This is a genomic window from Pseudomonas fortuita (assembly GCF_026898135.2).
In the GTDB taxonomy this organism is placed as follows: Bacteria; Pseudomonadota; Gammaproteobacteria; order Pseudomonadales; family Pseudomonadaceae; genus Aquipseudomonas; species Aquipseudomonas fortuita.
Window position 1 is genome coordinate 1,972,934 of record NZ_CP114035.2, and the last position, 13,208, is coordinate 1,986,141.

A 13,208-nucleotide genomic window follows, 5' to 3' on the forward strand; every position below is an offset into this window, starting at 1 on the left:
GGTTTCAGGATGCGCCTGGTCGTTCGCACGCAACCCCCTGGCGCCACAAGTGCCATGCTTGCAGGATGCCTTCGGACCAGCGTGCGCAGATGCGCGGCCGTGGGCAAGGAGGCCGTCGGCGCCGCGCAACCGTGACGCGGCCGACGCGCCGCAGCAGAACACGCTGGATACCTGCCCTCACAATAATTCAGGCGGGGTCCGTGATGCCGAGGTCCGCTGTATGCCTGATGAACTGCTCCACCTGCCCGTGATCCACCGTATTCTGGCCCGTGACAAGGCAACCCCCGGTGCCCTGTTGCCGATCCTGCATGCCATCCAGCACGACATCGGTTTCATCCCCGATGCCGCTGTCCCTGAAATTGCCCATGCCCTGAACCTCAGCCTGGCCGAGGTGCGTGGAGTGATCAGCTTTTACCACGACTTCCGTACTGCGCCGCCGGCGCGCCACACCCTGCGCCTGTGCCGCGCCGAATCGTGCCAAAGCCGTGGCGCCGAGGCCCTGGCCGCGCAACTGCGTGATCAGCTGGCACTGGATGACCATGGCACCAGCGCCGACGGTACCATCAGCCTGCGCCCGGTGTACTGCCTGGGTGCCTGCGCCTGCTCGCCGGCGCTGGAGCTGGACGGCCAGGTGCATGCGCGGCTTACCCCTGAGCGCCTGCGTGCATTGGTAAACGCTTGCCGGGAGGACGCAGCATGCTGAAGCTCTACATTCCCTGCGACTCGGTGGCCCGTGCCGTGGGGGCCGACCAGGTTGCCGATGCCTTGCAGCGCGAGGCCGAGCGCCGCCAGCTGCCGCTGGACATCCAGCGCACCAGCTCACGCGGGCTGTACTGGCTGGAGCCGCTGATCGAATGCGACAGCGGGCAAGGGCGCCAGGGCTTCGGCCCGGTGACCCCACAAGACGTGCCGGCGTTGCTCGATGCCCTGGCCGGTGAGCCCGGTGGCCACTCGCTGGCGTTGGGGCTGGTCGAACAAATGCCTTACCTGAAGACCCAGCAACGCCTGCTGTTCGCCCGCGCCGGCATCACCCGCCCATTGTCGCTGGATGACTATCGCGCCCATGGCGGTTTCGCCGGCCTTGAAGCGGCCGTGGCCCTGAACGCTGCCGAGGTGGTCGCCGCCGTGCTTGACTCCGGCTTGCGTGGCCGTGGCGGTGCGGCGTTTCCTGCCGGCATCAAGTGGCGCACCGTGCGCGACGCCGGGGCTGGGCAGAAGTACGTGGTATGCAACGCCGACGAGGGCGACTCTGGCACCTTCGCCGACCGTATGCTGATGGAAGGCGACCCTTTCCTCCTGATCGAGGGCATGATCATTGCCGGCCTGGCCGTGGGGGCCGACAAGGGCTACATCTATGTGCGCTCGGAATACCCGGATGCCATTCGCGTGCTGAACCAGGCCTTTGCCATCGCGCGTGAAGCCGGCTACCTCGGCACTGACGTTGCCGGCAGCGGCCAGGCTTTCGACCTGGAAGTGCGGGTGGGGGCCGGCGCCTATATCTGCGGCGAAGAAACCGCGCTGCTCGAGTCCATCGAAGGCAAGCGCGGCATCGTCCGTGCCAAGCCACCACTGCCTGCGCTGCAAGGCCTGTTCGGCCTGCCCACGCTGGTGCACAACGTGCTCACCCTGGCTTCAGTGCCCATCATTCTCGCCAAGGGGGCAGCGTTCTATCGCGATTTCGGCATGGGCCGCTCGCTGGGCACCATGCCGTTCCAGCTGGCCGGCAATATCCGCCAGGGCGGCCTGGTGGAGCGTGCGTTCGGCCTGACCCTGCGCGAGCTGGTGGAGGGTTACGGCGGCGGTACGGCCAGTGGCCGGCCGCTGAAGGCTGCGCAGGTGGGCGGCCCGCTTGGCGCCTGGGTACCCCCCAGCCACTTCGACACCCCGCTGGACTATGAAGCCTTCGCCGCCATGGGCGCAATGCTCGGCCACGGCGGTGTGGTGGTGGCCGACGACACCCTGAACATGGCCAGCATGGCGCGCTTCGCCCTGCAGTTCTGCGCCGAAGAATCCTGCGGCAAATGCACCCCGTGCCGCATCGGCTCCACCCGGGGCATGGAAGTGGTCGACCGGTTGATCGCATCGACTGATTTCACCGAACGCCACGACCAGGCCCTGTTGCTGCGCGATCTCTGCGACACCATGCAGTACGGCTCGCTATGCGCCATGGGCGGCATGACTGCCTACCCGGTGGCCAGTGCCCTCAAGTACTTCCCCGCTGATTTTGGGCTGACCACCACGGAGGCCGCGCAATGATCAATGTCTTCGACCCCGCGTCTGATAAAAGCAGCGACCTCGGCACCCCGGCCCGTGACAGCGACGTGCAGATCAGCCTGAGCATCGACGGGCGTGCTGTCAGCGTGCCCGCCGGCACCTCGGTGATGCGCGCCGCGGCCATGCTGGGCACCAGCATCCCCAAACTGTGTGCCACCGACAGCCTCGAAGCCTTCGGCTCATGCCGCATGTGCATGGTGGAAATCGAAGGCATGCGCGGCTACCCGGCGTCCTGTACCACGCCGGTCAGCGAAGGCATGGTGGTGCGTACCGAAACGCCACGCCTGGCCGGCCTGCGCCGCAACGTGATGGAGTTGTACATTTCCGACCACCCACTGGACTGCCTGACCTGCTCGGCCAACGGCAACTGCGAGCTACAGACCGTGGCCGGCCAGGTGGGCCTGCGCGAGGTGCGCTACGGTTACGACGGCGCCAACCATTTGGCCGAAAAGAAGGACGTTTCCAACCCGTATTTTGACTACGAGCCCAGCAAGTGCATCGTTTGCAGCCGCTGCGTGCGCGCCTGCGAAGACATCCAGGGCACATTCGCCCTGACCATCACCGGCCGCGGTTTCGAGTCGCGGGTCGCGGCGGCGGGCGGCGACAACTTCCTTGCCTCCGAGTGCGTGTCGTGCGGCGCCTGCGTACAGGCCTGCCCGACCGCGACGCTGACAGAAAAGAGCCTGGTGCAGCTTGGCCAGCCCGAACGTTCGGTGATCACCACCTGCGCCTATTGCGGCGTCGGGTGCTCGTTCCGCGCCGAAATGAAAGGCGATCAGCTGGTGCGCATGGTCCCGGACAAGAACGGCGGGGCCAACCACGGCCACGCCTGCGTGAAGGGGCGCTTCGCCTGGGGCTACGCCACCCACCCGGACCGCATAACCAAACCGATGATCCGCAAGCGCCTGGAAGACCCGTGGCAGGAAGTGAGCTGGGACGAGGCGGTGACCTACGCTGCCAGCGAGTTCCGCCGCATCCAGCTCAAGTACGGGCGCGATTCCATCGGTGGCATTACCTCCAGCCGCTGCACCAACGAAGAAGCCTATCTGGTGCAAAAACTGGTGCGCACGGCGTTTGGCAACAACAACGTCGATACCTGCGCGCGGGTGTGCCACTCGCCCACCGGCTATGGGCTCAAGCAGACCCTGGGTGAGTCGGCTGGCACGCAAAGCTTTGATTCGGTGATGCAGGCTGACGTGGTGCTGGTGATCGGCGCCAACCCCACCGACGCCCACCCGGTGTTCGGCTCGCAGCTCAAGCGCCGCCTGCGCCAGGGCGCGCGGCTGATCGTGATCGACCCACGGCGCATCGACCTGGTCGACTCGCCGCACGCCCGCGCCGAGTTGCACCTGCAACTGCGCCCGGGCACCAACGTGGCCATGCTCAACGCCCTGGCCCACGTGATCGTCAGCGAGGGCCTGCTGGCCCAGCGCTTTATCGATGCCCGCTGCGAAACCGAAGACTTTGCCCGCTGGCGCGACTTCGTCAGCCTGGCAGAAAACGCCCCTGAAGTACTCGGCCCGGTCTGTGGCGTGCCGGCCGAGCAGATCCGCGCGGCTGCGCGGCTGTATGCCACCGGTGGCAACGCGGCCATCTACTACGGCCTGGGCGTGACCGAGCACAGCCAGGGCAGCACTGCGGTGATGGGCATCGCCAACCTGGCCATGGCCACCGGCAATATCGGCCGTGAAGGGGTAGGGGTGAACCCGCTGCGTGGGCAGAACAACGTGCAGGGTTCGTGCGACATGGGCTCGTTCCCGCACGAGCTGCCTGGCTACCGGCATATCTCCAACGAGCACGTGCGCGCCGAGTTCGAACGCGCCTGGGGTGTGACCCTGCAGCCCGACCCGGGCCTGCGCATCCCCAACATGTTCGAGGCAGCGCTGGACGGCAGCTTCAAGGCCTTGTACTGCCAGGGCGAGGACATCGCCCAGAGCGACCCTAACACCCAGCATGTCACCGCGGCCTTGCTCGCCATGGAGTGCGTGGTGGTGCAGGACATCTTCCTCAACGAAACTGCCAAGTTCGCCCATGTGTTCCTGCCGGGCAGCTCGTTCCTGGAAAAGGATGGCACCTTCACCAATGCCGAGCGGCGCATTTCGCGGGTGCGCAAGGTCATGGAGCCGCTGGCCGGCAAGGCCGACTGGGAAGCGACCATCGCCTTGGCCAACGCTCTGGGCTACCCGATGAACTACCGTCACCCGTCCGAGATCATGGACGAGATCGCCCGCCTGACGCCGACCTTCCGCCGTGTCAGCTATGCCGACATCGACCGCCATGGCAGCCTGCAGTGGCCATGCAACGACACCGCGCCAGACGGCACGCCAACCATGCACATCGACCAGTTCGTGCGTGGCAAGGGCCGCTTCATGCTCACCGGTTATGTGCCTACCGACGAAAAGGTCAACAACCGCTACCCGTTGTTGCTGACTACCGGGCGCATCCTCAGCCAGTACAACGTCGGCGCGCAGACCCGGCGTACTGCCAACGTCGCCTGGCATGATGCCGACCGCCTGGAGATTCACCCCACCGATGCAGAAAGCCGCGGTATCCAGGACGGTGACTGGGTCGGCATTGGCAGCCGCGCGGGGCAGACTGTGCTGCGCGCCAAGGTCAGTGCGCGGGTAGCGCCGGGGGTGGTGTACACCACGTTCCACTTCCCCGAGTCGGGGGCCAACGTGATTACCACCGACAACTCCGACTGGGCCACCAACTGTCCCGAGTACAAGGTAACGGCAGTGGAAGTGGTGAAGGTGTTCCAGCCATCGCAGTGGCAAAAGCGCTATCAGGACTTCAGTGACGAACAGCGGCGCCTGCTGCAAGAGCGCCGCACAGCGGAGCAAGCCGAGGTGCGCCGATGAGCAGCGACAACCTGGTCAAGATGGCCAACCAGATTGCCCATTACTTCGACAGCGAACCAGACCGGGCGCTGGCGGTACAGGGGGTGCGCCAGCATATGCAAAGCTTCTGGACGCCGGCCATGCGCCGACAGCTGGCGCAATGGATCGAGGCCAATGCAGGGGAAGGGCTGGACCCGAAGGTGCTGGAGGCGATGCCGTAGCGGGTCTGCGCGGTCCCTGTAGGCGCGGCCTTTCGCGACGCAAGGCCGCTCCTACAAGGGGCGCACCCATCGTGCCAATTGCATCAGCCGCGGGCTAATTCGGCCAGGTGAGCGATGGCTTCCTCGCTCTTGAGCACCAGCACATCCCCCTCGAGCGCATCCAGTACCACCTCCGAAGTATTGCCAATCAACGCCCCGGAAATCCCCGTGCGGCACACCGTGCCAATCACCGTCACCACCGCGTTCAGCAGTTTCTCGGTGTGCGGAATCAACACATCTGCCGGCCCTTCAGCTACATGCAGGCATTCCTCGCTGATGCCGTACTCAGCCTGGAACGCCTTGCACGCATCCCGGTAGCGCTGCTCGATGGTCTCGCTCAGCTGGTAGGTCGGGTCAGAGGCCGACAGCATCGGCGACGGATGGGCACTGATGACATGCAGTTCGCCCTTGGCCAGTTTGGCAATCTCGAAGCCATGGTCGATGATGCTGGCATGCAGGCGGCGATGGTCTTCGTCCTGATTGCCCACGTCGACCGCCGCCAGAATCTTGCCCCCGGTCCACGGCCGTTCACTCTTGACCATCAGCACGGCACATGGGCATTGGCGCAGCAGTTTCCAGTCGCTGGGGGTGAGCAGGGCCTTTCTCAGCGAACTGTCCGGGCGGTGGTCCTTGATCACCAGGTCGCAACCTTCGGCCTGCTGTACATAGATGATGGTGTCGTGCAGGTTGTCGCGCCAAGCCTCCTCATGGGTGATGTTGTCGTAGCCGTCATCATGCAACTGGCTGCTGAGCAGGCTCAGTAGCGCACTGTGATCATGCCGTTTGTCGCACATCAGCAGGTGCAGCCGAGCGCCGGTGACGCCGGCGATCAGCTTGGCCCGGGTCAGCGCCCGGCTGTGGGCGTGCTCGGGGTCGAGGACGACGAGGATGCTGCGGACGGCTTGCATGGGCGTAAGCTCCCTTCAAAGGTGGCGACCAATGCCTGACTATAGACGGCGCGCCCCCTGCTGGCGTTTGATGTACATCAACAAGCTTAGTCACTGGCGCCGCCCGCCGCCGCCGGTATAATCGCCGGCCCTGCCTGTTCTGTGTGGTTGCACGCTTATGTCCCTGATCCCCGAAATCGATGCCTTTCTTGGCTGCCCGACGCCAGACGCCTGGATCGAAGCGGCGCTCGCCGACCAGGAAACCCTGCTGATCGACCACAAGAACTGCGAATTCAAGGCCGCGAGCACGGCCTTGAGCCTGATGGCCAAGTACAACACTCACCTCGACCTGATCAACATGATGTCGCGCCTGGCACGTGAGGAACTGGTGCATCACGAACAAGTACTGCGCTTGATGAAGCGCCGTGGCGTGCCACTACGACCGGTGTCGGCGGGGCGCTATGCCTCAGGGCTGCGCCGCCTGGTGCGCGCTCACGAGCCGGTCAAGCTGGTGGACACGCTGGTGGTGGGGGCGTTCATCGAGGCGCGCAGTTGCGAGCGTTTTGCCGCGCTGGTGCCGCACCTGGACGAAGAGCTGGGCCGCTTCTACCACGGCCTGCTGAAAAGCGAAGCGCGCCACTACCAGGGTTACCTGAAACTGGCGCACAACTATGGCGATGAGGCAGACATCGCCCGCCGGGTTGAACTGGTGCGCGCTGCAGAAATGGAGCTGATCCAGTCCCCAGATGTGGAACTGCGCTTCCACAGCGGTATCCCGCAAGCGCTGGCCGCCTGATTCGCACCAGGCGGCCCAGGCGTCAGTTGCGCCGCCCCAGCAGCAGGCCCACCACCACCCCCAGGCCGGCGGAAATGGCTACGGTCTGCCAGGGATGGCCGCCGATATAGTCCTGGGTGGCGTCCACCACCGGCTGCGCCTTGTCCCGTATGTTGCCAGCGGCCTGGCGCGCCTGTTTCAGTTTGAGGCTGACCTGCGCTCGCAGGGTTTCTGCTTCTTCGCCCACCAGGGCGGCACTGTCGTTCAGCAGTTTTTCCGATTCCTCGATCAGCGACTGCAGTTCGCTGAATACCTGGTCCTTGATCTGATCGCTGTCGGGCAGCGTGGCGTTTTTACGGGCCATGAACTCGTCCTCGTTGATGGGTAGTGTGAACAATGGATGCCGCTGCGTCGGGAAAGTTGCGGTGGCTTTCCGATGTTGCGTTGCCTGGGTGTAAGATAGCGGCCATTTTCAAACCTGCAGGTACCTTCATGAGTTTCAATCTGGCCAACATGAGCTTCGAGGAACGGGCGCAGATCGAGGCAGAGAAGGCGCGGCTGTTCGAGCTGTGGCAGAGCAACCTGGGCAAGGCCAAGGGTGATGCAGCCCGGCTGATCGCCGAGAAACCGCGGCGCAAAGGTAAATGGGCCGAGTGGGTACGCGCCGAACTGGAGGGCATGTCGCCGCCCGAATACGCCAGCATGGTGCGCAGCGAAGTCAACAAGTTGATGGCCGCCGCCAGCGCCAACCGCTGAACACCCGTCGACGGGCGCTTACCAGTAGGCGCCTTTGGGCAGGTCCAGCTTGCCCTCGTCGGTAAAGCGCACGGTCCCCAGCAACCCGCCCGCCAGCTTGCCGCGCAGCTTGTAGGGCAAACCCTTCAGCGAATCCACCGTGCCCAGCCCATAGGCCTGGCGCAGGAAGGAAAACGCCGTGATGCTCACCGGTACCACGATCACCGCCTCGTCGTAGCGGCCAATGTGCCCTTGCTGGTCGCTGACCCCGGCGGCCAGCGGCTGGCCGTTCACTTCCAGGTTCAGGGCGATCCCGTTGTAGTCGATCGGCGACTCGTTGGGGTTTTGCACCCGCATTTTCACCGCCATGCGCAGTTCCAGTTCCTGCCCGGCCAGCGGCTCGATACCGATCACGCTGATGTTGACCGGGTCGCGTGGTTGAAACAGAGCGCAAGCGCCCAGCCCATAAACCATCAGCAGGACGAGAAACAGGCGGATACAGCGGTACGGGCGGGGAGTCATTGCGGGCGACCTTGCCAGAGTGGGCGAACCCTCAGTGTGGCAAATGCGCGTCGGCGTTGAAAGTGTCCTTGAAGATGAACGATACTGTTTCTCATTAACGCTCGATAACTTTTCCTGCTGGCTGTTACCAAACCCATGCTGATGTCACCCGTGTCGGGCCTGCTGGCGACTTTCCAGGAGCACTACGACGACCTGTTGCTGTTTCTGACCCGGCGCATGAGCGATCGCCAGCGCGCCGCGGACGTGGCGCAGGAAACCTATTTGAAACTGATGAAAGTCGATGAACTAGCGGTGCCGGTGCTGCACGCCCGCAGCTTCATCTTCCGCGTGGCCGGTAACCTGGCAATCGATGCCTTGCGCCGCGAGCAGCGCCTCGCTGCCAGCCATGACGACTGTGACGGAGCCGGTGAGCTGGCCTGCCCGGCGCCAGCGCCTGAGGCGTTGTTGCTGGCCCGGGAGCGCCTGCAAATTCTTGACGATGCGCTGCTGAAACTGCCCGATAACGCCCGCCAGGCATTGTTGCTGAACCGTGTCGATGGCCTGACACAGGCGCAGATCGCACAGCGGCTGGGGGTTTCCGAGAGCATGGTGGCCAAATATATCGGCCAAGCCCTGCGCCATTGCCGCGACTGGCTCAAGCAGGCGGGTGTGGCTGCCTCTGTGGCATTGCTGGTCGCCGCTGTGGCGGGTTGGCAGCAGGCGCCGATACTGCTGGCGGACTACCACACTGCAGTGGGTGAGCGGCAGGTCGTGATCCTGGCTGACGGCACGCGGGTAACCTTGAACAGCGCCAGTGCGTTGAGTGTGGTGTTCAGTGAGCACGAACGCCGGGTGGTGCTGGATGCCGGTGAGGCCCTGTTCGAGACCACCGATGATCCGCGGCCGTTTGTGGTCGATACGGCAGGTGAGCAGGTGCAGGGTGGTGCCGCCACCTTTAGCGTGCGTCGCGATGGTCGCGTGGTGTTGGCACGCGGTGAAGCCAAGGTTGGCGAAACTGAACTGGCAGTGACGGCCGATGCCGGTGCGCAGATGGCCTGGCAGCGCGGCAAGCTGATCTTCAACGGCAAACCGCTGGGGCAGGTGCTGACCGAGCTTGAGCGTTACCGGCGTGGGCGCATCGTGCTGTCCGATAGCAAGCTGGCGGCGATGGAGGTGAGCGGGGTGTTTGACCTTGATGAGCCAGAAGCCCTGCTGCGCACGTTGGAGCAGCGCTATGGGCTGAAGGTTACCTATCTGCCGTGGTTGGCTGTGGTTCACTGACTGGCCTGTACCGGCCTCTTCGCAGCACAGCAATAAAAATATTTTCCGTTTGGCACTGCAAGTTCCTGCAAGCCAGATCGTCGTAGTGGGACTGATCAGCAACCCATTCTCATTTACGACTTGTCAGGAAGCTCATTCGTGCCTCTGATGCTCAAGCCTTTGCACCGCCGTCGCAGTGCTTTTCACCACACCCTGATGTCCTGCAGCGCACTGGCCATGCTGTTCGGACACCCGCATGCCTGGGCCGCGACGGCTGCCGAACAGCCCCGGATGCAGGTTCGCCAGGTTCAGCTAAACCTGCCAGCCCAGCCGCTGGACCAGGCCTTGACCACCTTCGCCGACCAGGCCGGCCTGCACTTGCTGTACACCACAGGCGATGTTGCAGGCGTTGCCAGCCCGTCCCTCCACGGCAGCTACAGCGTCGAGCAGGCCCTGCAGCAGTTGCTGGCCGGCAGCGGCATGAACTGGCACTTCAGCGACGCGCGCACCGTGACCCTGCGCAAGGCCGAGGCCGCGCCGCAGGCCGTCACCCTCAAGCCGATCGAAGTCAGCGTGGCCTCGCGCACCAGCACCTCGATCAGCGAAATCCCCGGCACCGTCTGGGTGGTCGACCAGCAGCAGTTGCGTGAGCAGATCGACAGCGGCGTCAGCCTTAAAGAAGCCATCGGCAAGCTTGTGCCCGGCCTCGACCTGGCGCCAGAAGGGCGCACCAACTATGGCCAGAACATGCGCGGGCGCAATGTGCTGGTGATGATCGACGGGGTCAGCCAGAACAGCTCGCGCGGCCTGTCGCGCCAGTTCGACAGCATTTCGCCGTTCAACGTCGAGCGGGTCGAAGTGCTGTCTGGCGCCAGCGCCATCTACGGCGGCGGCGCCACGGGCGGCATCATCAACATCGTGACCAAGAAGGGCGAGCCCGGCCCTGCGCGCTTCGAAACCCAGCTTGGTGCCAGCAGCGGTTTCAACAACAGCGATGACCTGGCCACTCGCTTTGCCCAGTCGATCAGTGGCGGCAACGAACGCTTCAATGCCCGGCTGGGGATTTCCGGTGAGCAGAACGAAGCCTTCTACGACGGCGCCGGCGACCAGATTTTCATCGACAACACCCAGACCGACCTGCAGTACAACCGCACCATCGACGTGCTCGGCACTCTGGGCTTGCAGTTGAATGACCAGCAGCGTCTCGACCTGTTGGCCCAGTACTACGATTCTGGCAACCACGGCAGCACGGGCATCTACTTCCCCAACCTCAACTACAACGCGCCGTCAGACCTCGAAGACGCCGAACTGCGCAGCGGTTACTCGTCGGACCTGGAGCCGCGTACCCGGCGCCTGTTGCTGAACGCCAATTACCACCACAGCGACGTGCTGGGCCAGGACTTCTACCTGCAGGCCTCGTACCGCAAGGAAGACGACAACTTTTACCCCTTCCCGTACTACAACCGCGCCACGCCCACCGGTTCGCGTGGGGTTTACTTTGCTGCCTCGCAGCAGAATTTCGAGGTCACCAGCCTCAAGGGCCTGTTCGCCAAGCAGTGGGACACGTTGAAGCTGACCTACGGCGTTGACCTTGACCGCGAGCGCTTCAATGCCGAACAGACCACCTTCAATGCCCTGACATCGTCCGAATCGGGCGGCCTTGAGATGGAAAAAGACAGCAAGGCGGCGCGCTATCCCAGCTACCGGGTCGATGGTGTTTCGGTGTATGCCCAGCTGGACTGGCATGCCACTGACAACCTGACGTTCTCCGGCGGTGCCCGTCGCCAGCAGATGGACGTGGACGTCAGCGACTTCAAGGGCGTGCCGGGCGGCAGCAACGATTACCAGGTCAACCTGTTCAACCTGGGTGCCATCTACGACTTCAAGAACGGCCACCAGGTATGGACCAACTATGGCGAAGGTTTCGACCTGCCCGACCCTGCCAAGTACTACGGCAAGCCGGGCCTGAGCGTGGCCGACAACCCGCTGGCCGGCATCAAGAGCCGCCAGGTGGAACTGGGTTGGCGCTATGCCGACCTGGACTGGGATGCCCAGGCAGCGCTGTACTACATCTGGTCGGACAAGATCATCAACGTTGATTCGCAAACGCTGACGATCAACGTGCAAGAGCAGAAGAGCCGCGACTTCGGCTTCGAAGGTGCGCTGACCCGCCACTTCCAGACGGGTTGGGAAGCGGGCGGTACCTTGCACCTGACCCGTTCCGAGGAAGAGGCCGCTGACGGCGGGTGGATCAAGCGTGATGCCCGTTATGCATCCTTGTCCAAGGCCACTGCATTTGTCGGGTGGAAAGACGATGGCCGCAGTGCGCGGCTGCAGGCCAACCATGCCTTCAGCCTGAAGGATGATGCCGACCACGAGATCGACGGTTACACCACCTTCGACCTGCTGGCCAGCCAGGACACCGGCTTCGGCACCTTCAGCGCCGGCATCCAGAACCTGCTGGACAAGCAGTACAGCACGGTCTGGGGCCAACGCGCGACGCTGTTCTATTCGCCGACCTACGGCCCGGCATACCTGTATGACTACCAGGGGCGCGGGCGGACCTACACCCTGACCTGGAGCATGGCCTACTGATGGGTGTTGTTTGCGCCGGCCTCTGTGCGAGCAACTGTCTTGCACGACACCTCAAAGCTGGCGCGATCACTGTGGGAGCGGGCTTGCCCCGCGAACACGGGCGAAGCCCGTGCCATCCACCGCGCAGGCTGCTTCGCGGGACAAGCCCCCCACAGAGACCGGTTCAGGCAAACGCCGCGAGCAAGTCCTCGGCAAACGCCTGCTGCGCTTCACCCGTCACTTGCGCCCGATGCCTGGCCAGGGTAAACGGCACTACAAAATCCAGCCCTGGGTTCAGCGCCCACAACAACCCCTCCGCCTCCCAGGCGTGCGCGCAATGGCAGGGCAGGTAGCCAATATGCCGCCCTGACAGCATGAACGTCAGCACGCTCTCGATCTGCTCCGCCACAGCCATGCTGTGCCGGCTCTGGAACGGCTCACCGCCTTTGAGAAACCGGTAGGGATGGCGCACCTGGTCCATCTCCAGCAACCGCTCAAGCCCAACACTCGGCTCGCCGAACAGTTCATGCCCCTTGCCGCAATACAGGCGTTGCCGCTCCTGGAACAAGGGTTGGTAATCAAAGGCCGCCTGGATGCCAGAGAAGTAGCTGATGGCGTAATCCAGCCGCTGCTCCAGCAACAACCGCTCCAGTTCCGCCGGCGGTGCACTGATCAGCTCCAGCTGCACCGATTCCTTTCGTGTGCGGAACGCCGCAATGGCCTGCGCCAGCTTCAGGCTCACTGCCTTGTCCTGGTTTTCTGCCATGCCGATGCGCACCGTCCCGAGCAACCGCTCGCCCACGCCGTTGGCCTGCTGGCGAAACTGCTCGATGTTCAGCAGCAGCCCACGTGCTGCATCCAATAGCAATGTGCCTTTCTCCGTCAGGTGGAAACCACCCTTGCCTCGGCTGCACAGGCGGTAGCCAAGGCGCGTTTCCAGCTGCGCCATGCGCTGGCTGATGGTGGGCTGGCTCAAGCCCAGCACGCCTTGCGCGGCGCTGAAACCCCCGGCCTCGACTACAGTGACGAACAGCCGCAGCAGGTGTAGGTCGGGGTCGTGTACTTGTCCGAGCATTACATTGCTCCTGGTGAATGTCAGCTT

Annotated in this window: 12 protein-coding genes; 8 read left to right on the forward strand and 4 right to left on the reverse strand. The window is 64.0% G+C overall.

Going from position 1 to position 13,208, the window contains the following annotated elements:
* Positions 1-220: 220 nt before the first annotated feature.
* From OZ911_RS09120 to OZ911_RS09135, 4 genes are read left to right on the forward strand one after another with little or no spacing between them, the layout of a single operon-like run.
* Complete coding sequence (locus tag OZ911_RS09120; protein ID WP_016485787.1) at positions 221-703, forward strand: formate dehydrogenase subunit gamma; 483 nt, start codon at positions 221-223, stop codon at positions 701-703.
* Positions 697-2,256: a formate dehydrogenase beta subunit gene (locus tag OZ911_RS09125; RefSeq protein WP_060518338.1), complete on the forward strand. Its 1,560-nt coding sequence runs from the start codon at positions 697-699 to the stop codon at positions 2,254-2,256. Before OZ911_RS09120 ends, OZ911_RS09125 begins: the two co-directional genes overlap by 7 nt.
* Positions 2,253-5,135, forward strand: coding sequence for a formate dehydrogenase subunit alpha (gene fdhF / locus OZ911_RS09130; RefSeq protein ID WP_070086438.1), 2,883 nt, complete (start codon positions 2,253-2,255; stop codon positions 5,133-5,135). Before OZ911_RS09125 ends, fdhF begins: the two co-directional genes overlap by 4 nt.
* The gene (locus OZ911_RS09135; RefSeq protein ID WP_016485790.1) at positions 5,132-5,335 is read left to right on the forward strand and encodes a formate dehydrogenase subunit delta; all 204 of its coding nucleotides are present in this window, start codon (positions 5,132-5,134) and stop codon (positions 5,333-5,335) included. Before fdhF ends, OZ911_RS09135 begins: the two co-directional genes overlap by 4 nt.
* A gap of 83 nt (positions 5,336-5,418) precedes the next feature.
* Here the strand turns inward: OZ911_RS09135 and OZ911_RS09140 are convergent, their stop codons facing one another.
* Positions 5,419-6,282 carry a universal stress protein gene (locus tag OZ911_RS09140; protein WP_016485791.1) on the reverse strand — a complete coding sequence of 288 codons (864 nt, stop codon included), beginning with the start codon at positions 6,280-6,282 and terminating at the stop codon, positions 5,419-5,421.
* Between the two features lie 157 nt (positions 6,283-6,439).
* On the opposite strand from OZ911_RS09140, the gene OZ911_RS09145 reads away from it, so the two are divergent.
* Complete coding sequence (locus OZ911_RS09145; protein WP_016485792.1) at positions 6,440-7,057, forward strand: MiaE family protein; 618 nt, start codon at positions 6,440-6,442, stop codon at positions 7,055-7,057.
* Between the two features lie 22 nt (positions 7,058-7,079).
* On the opposite strand, the gene OZ911_RS09150 is transcribed toward OZ911_RS09145, so the two are convergent.
* Entirely contained in the window at positions 7,080-7,400 is a 321-nt protein-coding gene (locus OZ911_RS09150) for an ElaB/YgaM/YqjD family protein (protein WP_016485793.1), read from the reverse strand.
* 128 nt (positions 7,401-7,528) lie between these two features.
* Between OZ911_RS09150 and OZ911_RS09155 the strand changes: the two genes are divergently transcribed.
* Positions 7,529-7,792, forward strand: a complete 264-nt coding sequence (locus OZ911_RS09155) for a hypothetical protein (RefSeq protein ID WP_023047141.1) — start codon at positions 7,529-7,531, stop codon at positions 7,790-7,792.
* 18 nt (positions 7,793-7,810) lie between these two features.
* Here OZ911_RS09155 and OZ911_RS09160 read toward each other — a convergent pair whose 3' ends face one another.
* Positions 7,811-8,293, reverse strand: coding sequence for an LEA/WHy family protein (locus OZ911_RS09160; RefSeq protein WP_016485795.1), 483 nt, complete (start codon positions 8,291-8,293; stop codon positions 7,811-7,813).
* Between the two features lie 135 nt (positions 8,294-8,428).
* Here OZ911_RS09160 and OZ911_RS09165 point away from each other — a divergent pair, with 135 nt between their 5' ends.
* Both OZ911_RS09165 and OZ911_RS09170 read left to right on the forward strand, forming a co-directional pair.
* On the forward strand, positions 8,429-9,553 hold the full coding sequence (locus OZ911_RS09165; RefSeq protein WP_070086437.1) for a sigma-70 family RNA polymerase sigma factor: 1,125 nt from the start codon (positions 8,429-8,431) through the stop codon (positions 9,551-9,553).
* Positions 9,554-9,700: 147 nt separating this feature from the next.
* Positions 9,701-12,127: a TonB-dependent receptor gene (locus OZ911_RS09170; protein WP_016485797.1), complete on the forward strand. Its 2,427-nt coding sequence runs from the start codon at positions 9,701-9,703 to the stop codon at positions 12,125-12,127.
* A 163-nt stretch (positions 12,128-12,290) separates the two neighbouring features.
* On the opposite strand, the gene OZ911_RS09175 is transcribed toward OZ911_RS09170, so the two are convergent.
* Positions 12,291-13,181 carry a LysR family transcriptional regulator gene (locus tag OZ911_RS09175; protein ID WP_023047139.1) on the reverse strand — a complete coding sequence of 297 codons (891 nt, stop codon included), beginning with the start codon at positions 13,179-13,181 and terminating at the stop codon, positions 12,291-12,293.
* Positions 13,182-13,208 lie beyond the last annotated feature (27 nt).

Excerpts from the sequence above, each read along its gene's own strand:
- OZ911_RS09120 (WP_016485787.1), top strand. The coding sequence starts at position 221 with ATGCCTGATGAACTGCTCCACCTGCCCGTGATCCACCGTATTCTGGCC.
- OZ911_RS09125 (WP_060518338.1), top strand. The coding sequence starts at position 697 with ATGCTGAAGCTCTACATTCCCTGCGACTCGGTGGCCCGTGCCGTGGGG.
- fdhF (WP_070086438.1), top strand. The coding sequence starts at position 2,253 with ATGATCAATGTCTTCGACCCCGCGTCTGATAAAAGCAGCGACCTCGGC.
- OZ911_RS09135 (WP_016485790.1), top strand. The coding sequence starts at position 5,132 with ATGAGCAGCGACAACCTGGTCAAGATGGCCAACCAGATTGCCCATTAC.
- OZ911_RS09140 (WP_016485791.1), bottom strand. The coding sequence starts at position 6,282 with ATGCAAGCCGTCCGCAGCATCCTCGTCGTCCTCGACCCCGAGCACGCC.
- OZ911_RS09145 (WP_016485792.1), top strand. The coding sequence starts at position 6,440 with ATGTCCCTGATCCCCGAAATCGATGCCTTTCTTGGCTGCCCGACGCCA.
- OZ911_RS09150 (WP_016485793.1), bottom strand. The coding sequence starts at position 7,400 with ATGGCCCGTAAAAACGCCACGCTGCCCGACAGCGATCAGATCAAGGAC.
- OZ911_RS09155 (WP_023047141.1), top strand. The coding sequence starts at position 7,529 with ATGAGTTTCAATCTGGCCAACATGAGCTTCGAGGAACGGGCGCAGATC.
- OZ911_RS09160 (WP_016485795.1), bottom strand. The coding sequence starts at position 8,293 with ATGACTCCCCGCCCGTACCGCTGTATCCGCCTGTTTCTCGTCCTGCTG.
- OZ911_RS09165 (WP_070086437.1), top strand. The coding sequence starts at position 8,429 with ATGCTGATGTCACCCGTGTCGGGCCTGCTGGCGACTTTCCAGGAGCAC.
- OZ911_RS09170 (WP_016485797.1), top strand. The coding sequence starts at position 9,701 with ATGCTCAAGCCTTTGCACCGCCGTCGCAGTGCTTTTCACCACACCCTG.
- OZ911_RS09175 (WP_023047139.1), bottom strand. The coding sequence starts at position 13,181 with ATGCTCGGACAAGTACACGACCCCGACCTACACCTGCTGCGGCTGTTC.